This is a genomic window from Bacillus sp. AR2-1 (genome assembly GCF_008368755.1).
Taxonomy (GTDB): Bacteria; Bacillota; Bacilli; order Bacillales; family Bacillaceae_G; genus Bacillus_A; species Bacillus_A wiedmannii.
In genome coordinates, this window is the sequence record NZ_QORY01000011.1 from 23,999 (window position 1) to 41,261 (window position 17,263).

18 protein-coding genes are annotated in these 17,263 nt (G+C 36.0%); 9 read left to right on the forward strand and 9 right to left on the reverse strand.

The window, feature by feature from the left end; genetic code table 11:
* Nucleotides 1-111 precede the first annotated feature (111 nt).
* Nucleotides 112-1,302 carry an ornithine aminotransferase gene (rocD, locus tag DT250_RS14075; RefSeq protein ID WP_064056843.1) on the reverse strand — a complete coding sequence of 397 codons (1,191 nt, stop codon included), beginning with the start codon at nt 1,300-1,302 and terminating at the stop codon, nt 112-114.
* Between the two features lie 150 nt (nt 1,303-1,452).
* On the opposite strand from rocD, the gene DT250_RS14080 reads away from it, so the two are divergent.
* Nucleotides 1,453-1,821: a YisL family protein gene (locus DT250_RS14080; protein ID WP_000233500.1), complete on the forward strand. Its 369-nt coding sequence runs from the start codon at nt 1,453-1,455 to the stop codon at nt 1,819-1,821.
* Nucleotides 1,822-1,875: 54 nt separating this feature from the next.
* Here DT250_RS14080 and DT250_RS14085 read toward each other — a convergent pair whose 3' ends face one another.
* Nucleotides 1,876-2,430, reverse strand: coding sequence for a DUF2777 domain-containing protein (locus DT250_RS14085; RefSeq protein ID WP_048559584.1), 555 nt, complete (start codon nt 2,428-2,430; stop codon nt 1,876-1,878).
* A 239-nt stretch (nt 2,431-2,669) separates the two neighbouring features.
* Between DT250_RS14085 and asnB the strand changes: the two genes are divergently transcribed.
* From asnB to katB, 3 genes are all read left to right on the forward strand, one after another.
* Entirely contained in the window at nt 2,670-4,517 is a 1,848-nt protein-coding gene (gene asnB / locus DT250_RS14090; protein WP_149213196.1) for an asparagine synthase (glutamine-hydrolyzing), read from the forward strand.
* A 188-nt stretch (nt 4,518-4,705) separates the two neighbouring features.
* On the forward strand, nt 4,706-5,665 hold the full coding sequence (gene hemH, locus DT250_RS14095; RefSeq protein ID WP_149213197.1) for a ferrochelatase: 960 nt from the start codon (nt 4,706-4,708) through the stop codon (nt 5,663-5,665).
* A 58-nt stretch (nt 5,666-5,723) separates the two neighbouring features.
* Nucleotides 5,724-7,190 (forward strand): catalase KatB, encoded by a 1,467-nt coding sequence (gene katB, locus DT250_RS14100; RefSeq protein ID WP_149213198.1) that lies wholly within the window; start codon nt 5,724-5,726, stop codon nt 7,188-7,190.
* A 271-nt stretch (nt 7,191-7,461) separates the two neighbouring features.
* On the opposite strand, the gene DT250_RS14105 is transcribed toward katB, so the two are convergent.
* Complete coding sequence (locus DT250_RS14105) at nt 7,462-8,694, reverse strand: ammonium transporter (protein ID WP_149213199.1); 1,233 nt, start codon at nt 8,692-8,694, stop codon at nt 7,462-7,464.
* A gap of 213 nt (nt 8,695-8,907) precedes the next feature.
* Between DT250_RS14105 and DT250_RS14110 the strand changes: the two genes are divergently transcribed.
* From DT250_RS14110 to DT250_RS14120, 3 genes are all read left to right on the forward strand, one after another.
* Entirely contained in the window at nt 8,908-10,209 is a 1,302-nt protein-coding gene (locus tag DT250_RS14110) for an alpha-amylase family glycosyl hydrolase (RefSeq protein WP_149213200.1), read from the forward strand.
* A 45-nt stretch (nt 10,210-10,254) separates the two neighbouring features.
* Nucleotides 10,255-10,482, forward strand: coding sequence for a hypothetical protein (locus tag DT250_RS14115; protein ID WP_149213201.1), 228 nt, complete (start codon nt 10,255-10,257; stop codon nt 10,480-10,482).
* A gap of 213 nt (nt 10,483-10,695) precedes the next feature.
* Nucleotides 10,696-11,583 (forward strand): helix-turn-helix domain-containing protein, encoded by an 888-nt coding sequence (locus DT250_RS14120; protein ID WP_060489311.1) that lies wholly within the window; start codon nt 10,696-10,698, stop codon nt 11,581-11,583.
* Nucleotides 11,584-12,112: 529 nt separating this feature from the next.
* On the opposite strand, the gene DT250_RS14130 is transcribed toward DT250_RS14120, so the two are convergent.
* Complete coding sequence (locus DT250_RS14130) at nt 12,113-12,604, reverse strand: YajQ family cyclic di-GMP-binding protein (protein WP_001040146.1); 492 nt, start codon at nt 12,602-12,604, stop codon at nt 12,113-12,115.
* A gap of 239 nt (nt 12,605-12,843) precedes the next feature.
* On the opposite strand from DT250_RS14130, the gene DT250_RS14135 reads away from it, so the two are divergent.
* Nucleotides 12,844-13,698, forward strand: a complete 855-nt coding sequence (locus tag DT250_RS14135; protein ID WP_064056836.1) for a CvfB family protein — start codon at nt 12,844-12,846, stop codon at nt 13,696-13,698.
* A gap of 52 nt (nt 13,699-13,750) precedes the next feature.
* Here the strand turns inward: DT250_RS14135 and prsA are convergent, their stop codons facing one another.
* Nucleotides 13,751-14,608, reverse strand: coding sequence for a peptidylprolyl isomerase PrsA (gene prsA, locus DT250_RS14140; RefSeq protein WP_149213203.1), 858 nt, complete (start codon nt 14,606-14,608; stop codon nt 13,751-13,753).
* Between the two features lie 130 nt (nt 14,609-14,738).
* Entirely contained in the window at nt 14,739-14,870 is a 132-nt protein-coding gene (locus tag DT250_RS14145) for a DUF3941 domain-containing protein (RefSeq protein ID WP_001120851.1), read from the reverse strand.
* 100 nt (nt 14,871-14,970) lie between these two features.
* Between DT250_RS14145 and DT250_RS14150 the strand changes: the two genes are divergently transcribed.
* Nucleotides 14,971-15,828, forward strand: coding sequence for a YitT family protein (locus DT250_RS14150; protein ID WP_000364450.1), 858 nt, complete (start codon nt 14,971-14,973; stop codon nt 15,826-15,828).
* Nucleotides 15,829-15,853: 25 nt separating this feature from the next.
* Here the strand turns inward: DT250_RS14150 and DT250_RS14155 are convergent, their stop codons facing one another.
* From DT250_RS14155 to DT250_RS14165, 3 genes are all read right to left on the reverse strand, one after another.
* The gene (locus DT250_RS14155; RefSeq protein ID WP_046957006.1) at nt 15,854-16,051 is read right to left on the reverse strand and encodes a DUF3813 domain-containing protein; all 198 of its coding nucleotides are present in this window, start codon (nt 16,049-16,051) and stop codon (nt 15,854-15,856) included.
* Nucleotides 16,052-16,192, reverse strand: a complete 141-nt coding sequence (locus DT250_RS14160) for a hypothetical protein (protein WP_000516816.1) — start codon at nt 16,190-16,192, stop codon at nt 16,052-16,054.
* 105 nt (nt 16,193-16,297) lie between these two features.
* Nucleotides 16,298-17,107, reverse strand: coding sequence for a Cof-type HAD-IIB family hydrolase (locus DT250_RS14165; protein ID WP_048545178.1), 810 nt, complete (start codon nt 17,105-17,107; stop codon nt 16,298-16,300).
* Nucleotides 17,108-17,263 lie beyond the last annotated feature (156 nt).

Genomic DNA, 17,263 nt, shown 5'->3' on the forward strand with positions numbered 1-17,263 from the left:
CACCTGCTTTCTAAAATAAAATAAAATACAGAAAATTACAATTTTTATTTTAGTATAAATCAATATAAAAAGAAAGAGGTTGTCCCAACATGTAGGACAACCTCTCTATTATTACGATAATACCGCTTTAATTTTTTGGAACGCCCACTCTAAATCTTCTTCAGAGATTACTAGAGGTGGTGCGATACGAATTACATTTTCGTGTGTTTCTTTACATAATAGCCCAGCTGCTTTTAATTGTTCACAGTAAGGACGAGCTGGCTCGTTTAATTCGATACCGATGAATAAGCCTTTACCACGAATGTCAGTAATCATTGGGTTATCAATTTCTTTTAATTGCCCAACTAATTTTTCACCTAATTGAAGAGAACGCTCTGTTAATTTTTCTTCTTCTAAAACTTCAAGAGCTGCGATAGAAACAGCACATGCAAGTGGATTACCACCGAATGTAGAACCGTGAGAACCTGGCTCGAATACGCCTAAAATGTCGCGGTTTGCTGCTACACAAGAGATTGGGAATACGCCGCCGCCAAGTGCTTTACCAAGTATGTACATGTCAGGAGTTACACCGTCCCAGTCACAAGCAAATACTTTACCAGTACGGCCTAAGCCAGTTTGGATTTCATCTGCTACGAATAAAACGTTTTCTTTTTTGCATACTGCAAGAGCTTCTTTTAAGAAACCAGCTGGTGGGATGTTAATTCCTGCCTCACCTTGGATAGGCTCTAAAATGAATGCAGCTGTGTTTGGTGTAATAGCAGCTTTTAACGCTTCTAAATCACCGTAAGGAATTACGATAATGCCAGGAAGCATTGGACCGAATCCACGCTTGTACTCTTCGTTTGAAGACATAGAAACAGCACCCATTGTACGGCCGTGGAAGTTATCTTCACAAACGATAATTTCAGCACGGTTTGCTTCTACTTTCTTCACATCATAAGCCCAGCGGCGAGCTGTTTTAATTGCAGTTTCAACAGCTTCTGCACCTGTATTCATTGGAAGTACCATTTCTTTATTAGTTAGTTTCGCAACTTTTTCGTACCAAGGACCTAATTGATCGCTATGGAAAGCACGAGAAGTTAACGTAACACGATTAGCTTGGTCAATTAAAGCGTTAATAATTTTTGGGTGACGATGACCTTGGTTTACTGCAGAATATGCACTTAATAAGTCCATATAGCGATTTCCTTCAGGATCTTCTACCCAAACGCCTTCTGCTTTAGAGATAACGATCGGAAGTGGGTGATAGTTATTTGCTCCGTATGTGTCTGTAAGTTCGATAATATCCTTAGTTTGAATCATGATTGTTCCCCCTTTTGTTATTACAAGAAGTTTGTAAATACTCTAAATATTATATCATTTAAATGTAAAAAAGCGAAACATTTCCTGAAAATAAATGAACATGTTATCATATAGAGTAAAAAAGTGTGAAAAGAGGAGGTAGGGGATACGATGGTACATATGCATATTACAGCATGGGCGTTAGGTTTAATTTTATTCTTCGTTGCGTATTCACTTTATTCAGCAGGAAGAAAAGGTAAAGGTGTACATATGGGGCTTCGTCTTATGTACATTATCATTATTGTGACAGGATTCATGTTGTACATGAGTATTGTGAAGACAGCAACAGGTAGCATGCACATGTGGTACGGCATGAAAATGTTAGCCGGTATTTTAGTTATCGGTGGAATGGAAATGGTTCTTGTAAAAATGAGCAAAAACAAACCAACAGGGGCGGTTTGGGGCTTATTTATTGTTGCGCTAGTAGCAGTATTATACTTAGGACTAAAATTACCACTTGGCTGGTACGTATTCAAATAAAAATAAAACCACCTTATAATCTCAAATGTTTGGGAGATAAGGTGGTTTTTATTTTTATGTCGCATCGATATGCAGCTCTTCTCCGTTTACTTTCGTAAAACGAAACATATTTTTATTTGACGTAGCGTGACGAACAAAATGATGCTGCAGTGTACAAATCATTTCTTCGTTATCGAATAAAAGAATATTTACTCCTTCGCAAGCTTCCTCTTTTGGTAAGAAAGACAAATAATTATGACAATACATGCAATCATATAAAGAGTAATGAAGGGATTGCAATGATTCGGTTAATAATGTAAAGACAGAGTCAGGTAATTCCTCGAGCCATTCCGTATAGCTAAGAAGTAATTTTTTTCGAATTCGTATCATTTCCCCATTTTGCAAATGGTGCTGTTCGTTGGCGATTTGTAATACATCTTGTTCATAGAAACGAGCTGGTAGCCAGTTGTTGTTATATAAAATCTCAAAGCCATCTTCGGCAATATCTTCTAATAAAAATGCTTCATCATTTTCATCATCAAAGAATACCCATTCATTGTTTATATATTCTACATTACCGACTGTATGAGCGCGAGGCTGGTTATATAAAATATGGTTACGTTGTATCATACACGATTTCTCCTTTATAAAAAGTAGTTATTTCTGTTATAGACAGTTCGTGCATTCTTTATAACTAGACACATCTAGACATAGGTGGGCATACAATAAAACACGTTTTACTGAGTGAAAAAGCTATTCCGTATGTGGATAGTAGATTATCGTCAAGTTTGTCATTTTTTTGATCCGCACCTCTAAGGTGTGGATTACTGCTTGTTTAGGAAAAGAAATAAGATGGAAGGATGATTCGTATGTGCGGGATTACAGGATGGGTGGATTATAAACGCTCATTAGAAGGAGAACGGGACGTCGTTACGAAGATGGCTGAGACGTTAGCAAAGCGTGGCCCGGATGATAATAAAGTTTGGATTAAAGGCAATGTCGCATTTGGGCATAAACGGTTAATCGTTGTTGATCCTGAGGGTGGTAAACAACCGATGACTTGTTTAAAAGATGAAACGAATTATGCAATTTGCTATAACGGTGAATTGTATAATACAGAAGATATTCGAAAGGAATTATTAAGAAGAGGATATACGTTCAAAGGTCATTCTGATACGGAGGTGCTATTAGCGTCGTATATTGAATGGAAAGAAGAATGTGTCGATCATTTAAACGGTATATATGCGTTTGCTGTATGGGATGAACAGAAAGAACAAGTATTTATTGCGCGAGATCGACTAGGTGTAAAACCGCTATTTTATAAATATGATAGTGGGCGATTACTATTTGGTTCAGAGTTAAAAGCGATATTAGCGCATCCAGATGTGAAAGCGGAAGTAACGTTAGAAGGGTTATCCGAAATATTCGGTCTTGGACCATCTAGAACACCTGGTCATGGCATTTATGCTGGTATAAAAGAATTACGTCCAGGGCATGCGATGACATTTTCAAAGAACGGTTTATGTATATGGAGATATTGGAATGTGGAAAGCAAAAAACATGAAGACTCCTTTGAAGAAACAGTAGAGAAAACACGCTTTTTATTACAAGATGCGATTACAAGGCAGCTCGTTTCTGATGTACCACTATGTACTTTTCTATCAGGTGGTGTAGATTCGAGCGCCATTACAGCGATTGCTGCGAAAGAATACGCAAAGTCAGGAAAAGGGCAATTACACACATACTCTGTTGATTATGAAGATAATGAAAAATACTTTAAAGCGAATGCGTTTCAGCCGAATTCAGATGCGCCATTTATTCATTTGATGACTGAGACGTTTCAAACAATCCATCATCGCTGCGTCATTTCAAATGAACAATTAGCACAGTATTTAACAGAAGCGGTACTCGTTCGTGATTTGCCTGGTATGGCAGATATCGATTCGTCATTATTATGGTTTTGCCGTGAAATTAAACAAGATTTTGTCGTCGGTTTATCTGGGGAATGTGCAGACGAAATATTTGGTGGTTATCCGTGGTTTTATAGAGAAGATGATTTGCAATCGAGTGCATTTCCGTGGATGCGCTCTACAGAAGCACGTGAACAACTGCTAAAGAAAGAATGGAGAAATAAATTAAACTTACAACAATATGTACAGCAGCGTTATGAAGAATCCATTCAAGAAGTTCCTGTTTTAGAGGGAGAAAGCCCAATTGAAGCAAAGAGACGACAATTATTTTACTTGAACATGGTATGGTTTATGACAACATTATTAGACAGAAAAGACCGTATGAGTATGGGGGCAAGCTTAGAAGTACGTGTTCCATTTGCGGATCACCGACTTGTCGAATATGCGTGGAATATTCCTTGGGAAATGAAAATGTATAAAAACCGCGAAAAAGGTCTATTGCGTAAGGCGTTAGAAGGATTACTTCCAAATGATATCTTATATAGAAAGAAGAGCCCGTATCCGAAAACCCATAATCCGCATTATACAAAAGCGGTAACAGTATGGCTACAAGATTTATTAACAGATAAAGGCTCAATTTTGCATGAACTATTTGATAAAGAACAGCTGAGTGGATTAATTGAGTCAGGTGGCAGTGCATTTCAATCCCCTTGGTTCGGTCAATTAATGACTGGTCCGCAGCTTTTAGCTCATTTAGCGCAAATTCATGTTTGGTTTAAAGAGTATGGGGTAAATATTAAAGAATAGAAGAAAAGCGACTTGCATAAAAGTAAGTCGCTTTTCTATTAAATAAATTATCATATAAAATTCAAAATCATATTAGAAATAATACTTATTTAGAATAATTATTTTGACGTACTTATTATTAGTTGTTATAATTGGAAACAAATGTTCTTGAAAAAGATTCTCATTTATAAAATTGAGGTGTTATATAGATGACAAAGAAAAAAATAGGTTTACTCGTAATGGCGTATGGAACGCCAGAATCATTAGATGATGTAGAAGCATACTATACACATATTCGCCACGGGCATAAACCTTCAGAAGAAGCACTCCAAGACTTAATCAGACGCTATAAAGCGATTGGCGGAATTTCACCACTTGCAAAAATTACGAAAGAGCAAGCGCATAAATTAACAGATTCAATGAATAAAATATTTAAAGAGTATGAATTTACTTGTTACTTAGGATTAAAACATATAGCTCCATTTATAGAGGATGCAGTAGAAGAGATGAAGAAAGATGGAATTGAGCAGGCGATTAGTATCGTATTAGCACCGCATTATTCTACATTTAGCATTAAAGCATATAATGACCGTGCTATTCGTCTTTCGGAAGAAATTGGTGGTCCTGTTATTGAACCGATTGAACAATGGTACGATGAACCGAAATTTATTTCGTATTGGACAGAGCAACTAAAAGAAACATTTACAAAGATTGAAGATAAAGAGAAAGCTGTCGTGATTTTTTCAGCACATAGTTTACCAGAGAAAATTATTGCAGCAGGAGACCCTTATGTGGAGCAATTGCAACATACAGCGGATTTAATTGCGGAGGCTGCCGATATTCCAAACTATACAACGGGTTGGCAAAGTGCTGGAAATACGCCTGACCCATGGATTGGTCCGGATGTGCAAGATTTAACGAGAGATTTATTTGAAAAGCATGGCTATGAATCTTTCGTATACTGTCCGGTTGGGTTTGTGGCAGAGCGTTTAGAAGTTTTATATGACAATGATTACGAATGTAAAGTTGTAACTGATGAATTAAACGTGGCATATTTTAGACCGAATATGCCAAATTCACAATCTGTATTTATTGATTGCTTAGCTGAAATTGTTTCCAAAAAAATGAAGGAAATAGTTGACAAGAATCTAGTTTTAAATAATAATTAGTTTATAATAATTTTAAATAAATAATGATTACTAAAAGAGAAAGAGGAGGATCCCCTAGATGAATCCAAATAATCGCTTAACAACAAACCAAGGTGCTCCGGTTGGAGATAACCAAAATTCTCGTACAGCTGGTCGCCGTGGACCGGTATTATTAGAAGACTATCATTTAGTAGAAAAACTAGCTCACTTTGATCGTGAACGTATTCCAGAGCGTGTTGTGCATGCACGTGGTGCAGGTGCTCATGGTGTATTCGTAACGAAAAACAGCATGAAGCAATATACGAAGGCAGCATTTTTACAAAATGAAGGAACTGAAACGCCTGTATTTGTTCGTTTCTCAACGGTTATTCATGGTCAAGGTTCTCCGGAAACAGCTCGTGACCCACGTGGGTTCGCTGTTAAATTTTATACAGAAGAAGGAAATTACGATATCGTAGGTAACCATTTACCGGTCTTCTTCATTCGTGATGCAATTAAATTTCCTGATATGGTGCATTCTTTAAAACCAGCACCTGATACAAACATTCAAACGCCAGATCGTTACTGGGATTTCATGACGTTAAGCCCGGAATCTACACATATGATGACGTGGGTATTTTCTGATTACGGTACACCAGCAAGCTATCGTGAAATGGAAGGTTTCGGTGTTCACTCATTTAAATGGATTAATGCAGAAGGTAAAATCGTCTACATTAAATATCACTGGAAACCACAGCAAAGTGTACGTAACTTAAGTGCAAAAGAGGTGCAAGAAGTACAAGGAAAAGACTTCAACCATGCAACTCGTGACTTGTTTGATGCAATCGAAAAAGGAAATTATCCGAAGTGGGATTTACACGTACAAGTGATGCAACTAGATGAAACGGATTCTTTAGATTTCGATCCATTAGATCCGACGAAAGTATGGCCAGAAGACCGTTTCCCATTAATTGAAGTGGGGACGATGACGTTAAATCGTAATCCGAAAAATTTCTTTGCGGAAGTAGAGCAAGTGGCGTTCTCTCCAAGTGCAACTGTAAATGGTATTGAACCATCTGAAGATAAATTATTACAAGGTCGTTTATTCTCTTATCCAGATACACAGCGTTACCGTCTTGGTGCAAACTACTTACAAATTCCTGTAAACTGCCCGTACGCAGCTGTTCACAACCAACAACGTGATGGTGCGATGCAAATCAATCAAAACCCATCTACAATTAACTACGAACCGAGCCGTCATGCTGAAAATCCAGTTGAAGACCCAACTTACCGCGATTCAACTATGAAAGTAGAAGGCTATGTATCTCGTGAAAAAATTGACAAACCAAATGATTTCAAACAAGCAGGTGAGCGTTACCGTTCATTCTCTAAAGAAGAGCAAGACAACTTAATTGCAAACTTAACAAATGACTTAAAAGACGTAAATGAGCGCACGAAATTACTAGCTATTTGTAACTTCTTCCGTGCAGATCACGATTACGGAATGCGTTTAGCGCAAGCTTTAAATGTTGATATTACGCAATATGTGGGAAATGCTCCGAAATAAGTAGGAAAAGACGCCTGTTAAACGGTCGTCTTTTTTGTATGTAAAGTTACGCCGGGGGATTTTTCAGTTTCGTCATGTCGGAATTTGTTGGTAAATGGATATATCGTGTCGAAACGTCGATATATTGAAATAATCGCTGATATATTTAAAAAATCGTCGATATATCCGAAGAATCGCTGATATATTCACCGGAATACTAGGTGGGGTATACTGCGCCGACAAGTACAATAAAAAGAGATGCAATCTACTACTAATAGATTGCATCTCTTTTTTAGTTCACCCGCTCAGTATACTCATAAGCTTTCTCCCCGTGCATCGAAATATCAAGTCCCATATGTTCTTCGTGTTCATCTACCCGAACAGGGAGGAAGAAGTTAATCGCTTTAATAATGGCGTACGTCATGATGATCGTGAATGCATATGTTGCGCCGATTGCTACCAGTTGTTTAAACAGTAAAGCAGCGTTTCCGTAAAATAATCCGTTAGCGCCATCAGCATTTACAGTAGTAGTTGCAAATAGTCCTGTTGCAATACCGCCCCAAGTTCCGCCGATACCGTGGCACCCGAATGCATCGAGTGTATCGTCGTATCCGAATTTTGTTTTTAAGAAAAAGACTGCTCCGAAGCATAATACACCGCCAATTGCTCCGATAAGAAGAGCGGAGAAAGGTGTAACGAACCCGCAAGCTGGTGTAATAGCGACTAGACCGGAAACTACACCACAAGCAGCTCCCATCGCAGTCGGTTTTGATTGGAAGAACCATTCTGAAAGCATCCAAGTTAATGCGGATGCAGCTGCTGCTATATTTGTATTAATAAATGCGGTTAAAGCTACGTCGTTTAAAGATAATGCACTTCCGACGTTAAAACCGAACCAGCCGAACCATAGTAAGCCTGCGCCTAACATTGTAAATGGTAAATGGTGAGGAGAAGTACCGTTTATGTTTTTTCGTTTTCCGAGGAAAATAGCTAATACAAGGCCAGCCACGCCAGATGAAATATGAACGACGTTACCACCAGCGAAGTCTAATGCGCCGAGTTCTCTTAGCCATCCGCCAACGCCCCATACCCAATGAGCGACAGGATTGTAAACGATTGTTGTCCATAGAAGGATGAAAATAAGGAAAGCAGAAAATCGCATTCTTTCGGCGAATGCACCTGAAATTAAAGCGGGAGTTAAAATGGCGAACATGAGTTGGAACATCATAAATAAATTGTGAGGAATAGTAGATGAGTAGTCTGGATTTGGTGCGTAGGTAACTCCGTTTAAACCGAACCAATCGAGTGTACCGATAAGTCCGTGCCAATCTGGTCCGAATGATAAAGAATAGCCGATCACAATCCACTGAATCGAAACGATAGCCATTGCACTATAACTATGCATTGTCGTACTGAGTACGTTTTTACTGCGAACCATGCCCCCATAAAAAAGTGCCAATCCTGGTGTCATTAACATGACCATTACTGTCGTTACAAACATAAAAACCGTATCTCCTGTATTCATTCTCTCTCCTCCTGTGATGTTAGAAAAAATAACATCGATTTGTTATGTTTCATATCATATTCGAAATGGAATGAAAAATCAACTAAAAATTCAGAAAACTTTATACTTCATGTTAGAAAATCTAACATGAAGTATTTTAAGGGGAATGAAATCAATGTATGTGATTCGCTCTAAAAATTGGTATAATATTCTTACAATTAAAAAACATGGGGGATGCGTGTGAGGAAAATACGGACTAGGAAACTATTTATTTGTTTTTGTTTAGCTGTCGTTTTGTTTGTGCCAATACATACGTTTGCAGATGAAAAAAGAGAGTGGCGAGACGAAGTCGTATATTCCATTATGATTGATCGCTTCAATAATGGAGAACCGAAAAATGACAAACAGTTAGAAGTTGGAAATTTAGAAGGATATCAGGGTGGAGATATAAGAGGGATTATAAAAAGACTGGATTATATAAAAGAAATGGGTTTTACCACTGTTATGCTTTCACCGTTTTTTGAAAGTGGAAAGTACGATGGGTTAGATGTGCAAAATTTTCAAAAGGTAAATGAACATTTCGGAACAGAAAATGATGTGAAAGAACTTGTACAAGAAGCGCATGCAAAAGGGATGAAAGTTATATTACAATTTCCGCTTGGAGAAAACGAACAACAAGTTATCGACGCGATGAAATGGTGGATCAAAGAAGTCGATTTAGATGGAAGTTATGTGATACATAGTGAAAAAAAGTCGCGTTCTTTCTGGGATGACGTGCAAAAAGATATGCAAGTGATAAAGAAAGATTTTCGTATTATGACAAAAGAAGATAGTGAATACAATGAAAAAATAGTAGAATCGTTTTCCAAAGCGGATGTATCGGTGAAATCTTTATATGATGTGAGTAAAAAAGAAGGGGAATTCGTTACATTTTTAGATAATCAAGATACAAAAAGGTTTGCCCGTATTGCAAAAGAGAATATGAATTATCCACCATCTCGTTTGAAACTAGCCCTTACATATTTATTAACATCACCAGGTATTCCGAATTTTTATTACGGGACTGAAATTGCATTAGATGGAGGGGATACCCCGGATAATAGACGATTAATGGATTTCAAATCAGATGAAAAATTTGTGCAGCACATAACGAAACTCGGTGAGCTTAGACAAGCGAGACCATCTTTACGCCATGGAACGTTTGAGCTTTTATACGATAAAGATGGAATGAGTGTACTGAAACGAAAGTATAAAGATGAAGTAACATTAGTAGCGATTAATAATACGAAAGAAACACAAAAAGTTGCTTTACCTGTAAGTGCAATTGGCGAAAAACAAGAGTTACGAGGATTGTTAGAAGATGAAATTATAAGAGAAGAAAACGGAAAGTTTTATCTTGTTTTAAAGCGTGAGGAATCAAATGTATATAAAGTTAACGGGGAAACAGGTGTGAATTGGCTATTTATCTCTTTAATCGTCGGTGTGAACGTATTGTTTATTGCTTTTTTAATTGCGGTTAAAAAGAGACGGAAATGAGTAGCGTTTTTTTTAGTAGTTCTTCAATTTAAGGTGGTGAGGTATTTGCGGAAAAAGAAGTGGTTCGCTCTATGCTTATGTGTTTTTATCATATTCGTAAGTTTTTATTTTTGGGAAAAGCGTGATGATGGGGAATTTGTTCGGTGGGGCGATAGTGTTCATTCTGTTGATACGGCAGTTCTGAAGAGAAACGATATAAAATACAAAATCGAAAATGATAAAGTATACATACCTAAAAAATCATTTGATAAAGCGATATGGTGTTGCTCTTAATAAATGCGAAATCTCGGTGGGACAGGCTAAGGAGAAGACTTTCTCCCTAGCCTGTTTTTCTGTGAAGTAAGACTCTTGCCTCAAAATGCAGCTGAGCAAAGAAGTGAAAAGACCGATAGAAGAAACAATAATTGCAACTATACTAATTTTACATTACATTAAAGGGTAAAAAATATTCTGTTACTCATTGAGGGCTATATTTGAGGAGGAAAAATGGAATTTTACGATTTGGGTATTACCATTAAAGAACTTAGAATGAAAAAGAATATATCACAATCTGAATTGTGTCATGGAATATGTTCGCAAAGTCAAATTAGCAAAATAGAAAAAGGTATGATTTATCCATCTAGCATATTGTTATATCAATTATCTGAAAGACTTGGTATTGATCCAAATAATATTTTTGCACTAACGCAAAATAAAAAACTAAAATATGTAGAAAATGTAAAATATGTAATGAGAGATTGTACAAAACAAAAACAATATAATGAACTTTACGAAATAGTGAAACAAGAGAAAAACGAAAATAATTTCCAGTTAAAAGAAGATAAACAATTTCTAATATGGCATGAAGCCATTGCTATATTTCATGTAAATAAATCAATAAAAACTGCTTTAAATCTTTTAAATAGTGCACTAAAACTAACTGTAACGAATGTTGATTTTTTATCAGAAAGAGAAATAGATATTATGCAGTCGATGGCTATATTTCATTGGGCAAATAAAGAGTATGAAAAGAGTATTACTATATTAAGAAGGTGTTTAACTAATTTTAATAAGTTAGATTTTCCTAGAGATAAAGAGATTAAATTAAAAATCATTTTTAATTTGGCGAAAATTTTAGGTCTTGCAAATCAACATGAAGAGGCAATAAAATACAATGATATGGGGATTAAATTAGCTATTAATCTAAATACTTTATATTTATTAGGTGAATTATATTATGGAAAAGCTTGGAACTTGCTAAAGCTAGAACAATATAATGAAGAAGATGTGGCTGACAACATGAAAAAAGCATTATTTATCTTTGAACTAACAGAAAAAGAAAATCTAATAAAAATGGTTAAAGAAAAATATTTTGAAAAACAAAATAAAAAATGATTCATAATTTCTGATGAATATCTTATTAATTTCTATAAAAAAGGCACCTTACGGTGTCTTTTTTTATAACTTATATCATCAATTATTACATTTTATAGGTTTCTTATACCAAGCTTTGTTGATGTATTTACACTTCGCAGGTGTTGAAGTTTTAGGTGTATCCTCGGGTACAGTTATATTATTAGAACACCCTGCAATATATAGACAGAATGTAGTTAATAAAAAACATAGTATTAATTTCTTCAAATAACCACTTCTAACTCTTGTTTAATTAACATTTTTTCATAAAATAAATTCCTTACTAATTTTACATTACATGAAAGGGTGGAAAATATTCTTATACTCATAATTTGTTACATTTGAGTAGGGAGGGAGGTTTTGCGCCGATTATTAAAAGGACCTTCTTCATTTATGCATAATAATTAAATACTTATTCTAACTATCCGATTGCTCGTAATCTTAGACTTTGTAATATTTTCTCTACACGCTAAAAAGAAAAACACCCTCTACACAGAGGATGTTTTTCTTTTTAGCGGTAGTTAATAAATTGTACGTCAATCGGTAAGTCAGCACTGCGAACTGCTGCGATAACTGCTTGTAAGTCATCACGGCTTTTCGCTGTAACACGTACTTGGTCATCTTGTACTTGTGTTTTTACTTTTAATTTCATTTCTTTAATGATGTTGTTAATTTTTTTCGCGTTATCTTTATCGATACCTTGTTGAAGTGTTGCGCGTTGGCGAACAGTGTTACCAGTCGCAGCTTCAACTTTTCCGTAGTCCAAGTTTTTAATTGGAACGTTACGTTTTACAAGTTTAGAAATTAGAACGTCTTTTACTTGGTCTAATTTGAACTCATCATCAGAAGTTAAAACAAGTACTTCTTTTTCTAATTTAATATCACTTTTACTTCCTTTAAAGTCATATCGGTTTTGGATTTCTTTTAATGCGATGTTAATTGCGTTTGTTACTTCAGGTAATTCTACTTTCGAAACGATGTCAAAAGAACTATCTTTTGCCATAGTTAGCACCTCCAAATAAATTTCTAATCTTTTTATGTACTGTACATACTAAAGTATAGCTGAAAACGAGCCTAGACTTAAGTGTTTTCATACTTATATTTATGTAACCTCATTTTATTATAGTGAATTTTGGGCAGTTGGACAAATAAAGGAAAAATCGTGTTATAATTAACTTTTGTTTGGAATGATAAAAAATATAAAAAAGTTAATTTTATATATATAGAAGGGAATTAAAAAATATGTATTTACAATTAGGATCGATTGAACAGGTAACTGTTTTACGCGAAACGGAAATCGGCTATATGGTTGGGAATGAAGAAGAAGAAATCTTCTTACATAAAAACGAATTAGTTGGAGAAATTGCAGAAGGCGATACGATTGATGTATTCTTATACCTTGATCACCAAAATCGTATTTCAGCAACAATGAAGGAGCCGCTTATTACAACTTTTGATTGGAACTGGGTAAAGGTTGTAGAAGTTATTCCTAGTTTAGGTGTGTTTGTTAATATTGGTGTATCAAAAGATATACTAATCCCAGCTGATGAGTTCCCGATTTATATGCCAGTATGGCCAGAGGTTGGAGACGAATTATATTGTACGTTAAAATTAACGAATCGTGATCGCCTTATCGCTCTTCCGGCAAGAGACAGTGATATGCAAGAAATTATCGTAGATGCGACGCCATCTATGCGTAATAAAAACGTAAATGGACGTGTGTATCGTTCACTTCAAGTTGGTTCATTCATACTAACTGATGAGCATTTCCGTGCTTTCTTACACCATACTGAAAGAAAAGAACAAGTCCGCATCGGTGAACGTGTAACGGGCCGTATTATTGACGTGAAAGATGACGGTACAATTAACATTTCACTTCTTCCTCGTAAAGAAGAAGGAATGGAAGATGATGCTACTGTAATTTATGCATATATGGAAGAACGAGGCGGAGCAATGCCGTTTTGGGATAAGAGCCACCCAGAAGATATTAAAGAACGTTTCAACATGAGTAAAGCTGCGTTTAAGCGTGCGCTTGGTAAGTTGATGAAAGAAGAAAAGATTTACCAAGAAGAAGGTTGGACGTATTTTAAGAAGTAAATTAAATAAAAAGCACCGCCTTATTTTGCTGTAAAAATAAGGCGGTGCTTTTTTAATTCCCTTGCTCATGCGCAAGAGTAAACGTATCTTCCAAGTCACTATCATTTATTTTAATATTTGCTTTTTTTAATTCCTTTTGTATTAACTTATGACTGAATGTAGGATCGGCAATACGTTCTGCTTCTAAGTTTTTACGAATAGAGTCTTTCACTTCATCATAAGGCTTTAAATCTTTTTTATCAGTTAATTTAATAATATGATAACCGTTTGGTGATTTAACGGGATTGCTAATTTGTCCGACTTTTAGTTTATAGGCAGCTGTTTCAAATTCAGGCGCCATTCTGCCTGAACTGAAGTATCCGAGGTCTCCGCCTTTTTCTTTTGATAGTAGATCTTGTGATTCTTGTTTTGCTAATTCTTCAAATGAAACGCCAGCATCTAATTTTTTCTTTATTTCTTTCGCTTCATTTTCGTCACTTACTAAAATATGACTCGCTTTAATTTCTGGTTTATAGTGGTCTTTCACGTCTTTTTCTGTAACACTTTTCTTAATTGCTTCATTCATAGCAAGTTTGAACTTAATTTGATTTTTGAAATCAGCTTCATCTTTTAAACGATTGTTTTCGAGTACTGCTGTGAATTGATCTCCGTATTGATTTTTCGCTTTTTGTACTTCTTTATCTACATCATCGTCAGATACTTTATATTTTTTCGTGATAACGTCTTGTGCCATCATTTCGTATAGCATGTCTTTTCCGTAACGATCTTTCAACTGCTTTTCGAAGTCGCTCTTCTTAATGGTTGAGTCTGTTGCTGTAGCGACTGTAGCTGAGCTGTTTTTTTGTCCACAAGCAGCTAGCATTAATATACTTATTAGTGCAGTAATAATGAAAATGTGTTTCCCTCTCATGCCAACACCTCATCCGAATATGTTATCGCTATTGTAGAATATAGAAGTGAACATGAAGTGAATTTTTAATGTTTTTTCCCTGTAAAATGTAAAAAAAGTACATCAACAATATTGTTGATGTACGATGGGATCAAAGGTGATCAGTCTTTTTAGAATAGGCACGCTTACCTTGCTGAATATTTTTTTGTTCTTGCTCATTTTTTTGTGTACGCTTTGCATTATTATCGCGTGCTTTTTTGTCGTTATCACTCGTATGTGGCATATGTATCAACTCCATTTCTAACCGTTGTACGTTTATCATTTCCTTTTTCGTAAAGACTATGTATAGCAGTGCATTCATGAATAATAAAGGTGGATTAGAAATGGATTTGAAGTTGAATTATACCGAACTTATAAAGAAGTTAATCGTTGTAATTGTCGCAGGTTTGTTAAACGCGATTGGAATGAATTTATTTTTAACGCCAGCGAAAGTGTACGCGAGTGGCTTTGCTGGATTGTCTCAATTGTTATCACAAATATTAGGGGACTTTTTATCTATTCACATATCAACGGGGGTATTGTTTAGTTTGTTTAATATTCCCGTCGTTATTTTAGCATGGAAAAAGGTTGGAAAGGCCTTTACTTTCTTTAGTTTTCTTTGCGTTATATTTATGACTTTGTTTCTAGAAATTATCCCGGTTAGGGCAGTCTCGAACGACATCATATTGAATGCGATTTTTGGCGGGATTATTTCGGCGATTGGAGTAGGAATTGCTTTAAAGTGGGGGGCTTCTACAGGTGGTTTAGATATTATCGCCATGATTTTATCAAAGATTAAAGACAAGCCTATCGGTACGTATTTTTTCTTCTTTAATGCACTGATTATTATCGCCGCTGGCTATGTGTATGGATGGGAAAAAGCATTATATACTTTGGTGACTTTGTATGTGTCAACACGAATTATCGATGCGATTCATACGCGTCATGTGAAGATTACAGCACTAATCGTTACGAAGAATGGGGCAGATGTACGAAAGGCGATTCATTCTCGCTTAGTGAGGGGGATTACAACTATACCAGCAACAGGCGCTTATACAAATGAAAATAAGGAAATGTTAATGATTGTTATTACGCGTTATGAGTTATATGAATTAGAAAGGGTTATTAGGCAAGTGGACCCAGGTGCATTTACAAACGTATTACAGACGGTTGGGGTGTTTGGCTTGTTTCGAAAAGATTAAAGAGGACCAAAGCTGGTCCTCTTTTTTAATGTAAATTCGTAATATTTTGCAACTGCTCCTGCATTTCACGTAGCTGAACTTTTTCAGCTGTTGAAGAGTTTGCATAAGCAGAGTGCAAAGCGTTTTTTGCTCTATATACGAGATCTTGTTGCTCAGTACCGCTTGAACAAGTGACGGCATTTGCAACGGCATCTCTAGCTTGTTGGAATAGTAAGTTCCCCATTTAAACCCCTCCAAAAGAAGAGTTACTTCTCGCTTTTTCTGCCTCAGCTAATGTACCACGGTACGGGAATCTTGCATCATGCTTCATAACAGCATCGGCTCCTTGTTGGATAAAACGTTTTGATTTGTTCTTTTTACCCATTCGAAAAACCCCCTTTATTTAGCTGAAAACAATCGACGCGCTGACTTTTGCGTCTAATAATAGTATGAGCGTTTGGCGAAAAACTATAAGCAGGTAATTTTTAGATTACAACCCAAGAACCTCTTCTAAATATAGCGCAATACCATCTTCTTCATTCGTTAATGTAGTATGATTTGCGAGTGATTTTAATTCAGGAATTGCATTACCCATTGCGATGCCGTGACCAGCAAATTCAATCATTTCAAAGTCGTTATCTTCATCACCGAAAGCGATAATTCGCTCTTGTGGAATGTTGTAATGACTAGAAATTTTTTGTAATCCGACAGCTTTATTTAACCCACTTTTCACGATTTCAATAATCGGCCAAGGTGCGCCCCATTTTCTATGGTCGATTACTTCAGCATGCATATCAGTTAAATGTTGACGAATTGCACTGGAATGCTCGTCATGTGCGTCAATTAATAAGCAGGTTGGATGATCGTTTAAAATATTTAATAAGTCTCCTGTAAAAATCTTTGGAGAACCGAATTCGAAAATATGTTTTTTATCTTCATCAATTTCACGAACATACACATCGTCCATTACTTCAGCATATATATTCTTTACACCAAAATCAAAGCAAGCTCGGACAATTTCTTGGGCTGTTGCTAGCTCAAGAGGAGAGTGATGTGTTCCCCACTTTGAATCAAGAGGATGATGTACGTAAGCGCCATTAAAGTTTACGATTGGTGTATTAAGACCGAGTTCTTTGTAGTAATCAAAACTAGCACGGAATGGACGTCCCGTTGAAATAACGACAATATGTCCTTGCTCCTTTGCTTTTGCAATTGTATGTTTTGTTCGAGTGGAAATTATTTTGTTGTCTGTTAATAAAGTGCCGTCTAAGTCTAATGCGATTAAATGCTGTTTATTCATAATTTCACCTCTTATAATATTTTTTTGTTTCTATCTGTATTTCCGTTTTTAATATGCAGAAATAAGAGGTTAAACTGGGTGAGAACACCAAAGATGGAAAGTTCACTATATATCCATCTTACGTCGCAAAGTGCTGCGGTGTCTACTATTTCTCGC

Coding starts and splice junctions, on each gene's coding strand:
- rocD (WP_064056843.1), bottom strand. CDS start 1,302: ATGATTCAAACTAAGGATATTATCGAACTTACAGACACATACGGAGCA.
- DT250_RS14080 (WP_000233500.1), top strand. CDS start 1,453: ATGGTACATATGCATATTACAGCATGGGCGTTAGGTTTAATTTTATTC.
- DT250_RS14085 (WP_048559584.1), bottom strand. CDS start 2,430: ATGATACAACGTAACCATATTTTATATAACCAGCCTCGCGCTCATACA.
- asnB (WP_149213196.1), top strand. CDS start 2,670: ATGTGCGGGATTACAGGATGGGTGGATTATAAACGCTCATTAGAAGGA.
- hemH (WP_149213197.1), top strand. CDS start 4,706: ATGACAAAGAAAAAAATAGGTTTACTCGTAATGGCGTATGGAACGCCA.
- katB (WP_149213198.1), top strand. CDS start 5,724: ATGAATCCAAATAATCGCTTAACAACAAACCAAGGTGCTCCGGTTGGA.
- DT250_RS14105 (WP_149213199.1), bottom strand. CDS start 8,694: ATGAATACAGGAGATACGGTTTTTATGTTTGTAACGACAGTAATGGTC.
- DT250_RS14110 (WP_149213200.1), top strand. CDS start 8,908: ATGCGTGTGAGGAAAATACGGACTAGGAAACTATTTATTTGTTTTTGT.
- DT250_RS14120 (WP_060489311.1), top strand. CDS start 10,696: ATGGAATTTTACGATTTGGGTATTACCATTAAAGAACTTAGAATGAAA.
- DT250_RS14130 (WP_001040146.1), bottom strand. CDS start 12,604: ATGGCAAAAGATAGTTCTTTTGACATCGTTTCGAAAGTAGAATTACCT.
- DT250_RS14135 (WP_064056836.1), top strand. CDS start 12,844: ATGTATTTACAATTAGGATCGATTGAACAGGTAACTGTTTTACGCGAA.
- prsA (WP_149213203.1), bottom strand. CDS start 14,608: ATGAGAGGGAAACACATTTTCATTATTACTGCACTAATAAGTATATTA.
- DT250_RS14145 (WP_001120851.1), bottom strand. CDS start 14,870: ATGCCACATACGAGTGATAACGACAAAAAAGCACGCGATAATAATGCA.
- DT250_RS14150 (WP_000364450.1), top strand. CDS start 14,971: ATGGATTTGAAGTTGAATTATACCGAACTTATAAAGAAGTTAATCGTT.
- DT250_RS14155 (WP_046957006.1), bottom strand. CDS start 16,051: ATGGGGAACTTACTATTCCAACAAGCTAGAGATGCCGTTGCAAATGCC.
- DT250_RS14160 (WP_000516816.1), bottom strand. CDS start 16,192: ATGGGTAAAAAGAACAAATCAAAACGTTTTATCCAACAAGGAGCCGAT.
- DT250_RS14165 (WP_048545178.1), bottom strand. CDS start 17,107: ATGAATAAACAGCATTTAATCGCATTAGACTTAGACGGCACTTTATTA.